The 563-nt window shown below is 39.4% G+C and carries 1 tRNA gene; it reads right to left on the bottom strand.

Annotated elements, in window-relative coordinates:
* Positions 1–354: 354 nt before the first annotated feature.
* A tRNA-Ala gene (locus L5M49_RS25220) sits at positions 355–430 on the bottom strand.
* Positions 431–563: the final 133 nt, after the last annotated feature.

The following is a 563-nucleotide window of genomic DNA, read 5'->3' as shown; positions in this document are numbered from 1 at the left end:
CAAATGAGTTTCACTCATCTGCGCCGCATTGCGACCAGCTTGGTTTTACTTGTCTCACTTCTGACCAAAGAAGTGGACGCGCCTTAGACGTAAACTATTCAATAAAGAATAATTTACTTTTGAATATTCAAGACACTTAATAAAGTGTTTGAGAACTCATGTTCAATGCTTGCGCATTAAACGTTTTGTAATTAATTACATGACAGACTCATGCAATTAAATACTATCAGCTTTCCAAATTGTTAAAGAGCGGGCTTAAAAAAGCCAAAGATAATTTTTAAGTTTATCTTTGGCATCTCTATCCATAGTGCATATGCCTTATTACTTTGCAATAAAGTCAGAATAAGGTGTAAATGGTGGAGCTATGCGGGATCGAACCGCAGACCTCCTGCGTGCAAGGCAGGCGCTCTCCCAGCTGAGCTATAGCCCCATTTACATGCAGTGCGAGTAAGTAAGATGTTCCAAACCTCTAAAAGGATTGGTTTGCCAAATCGAGTTATCCGCGGCAAATTAACGCGACGTTTAGTTCACTAAACGAGTGTTAATTTAACAAAGGAGAACGA

The organism is Shewanella sp. SM74, assembly GCF_025653725.1.
GTDB classification, from domain to species: Bacteria; Pseudomonadota; Gammaproteobacteria; order Enterobacterales; family Shewanellaceae; genus Shewanella; species Shewanella oncorhynchi.
The sequence above is the reverse complement of the archived record's forward strand: the minus strand, read 5'-3'. Positions and strand labels throughout refer to the sequence as shown.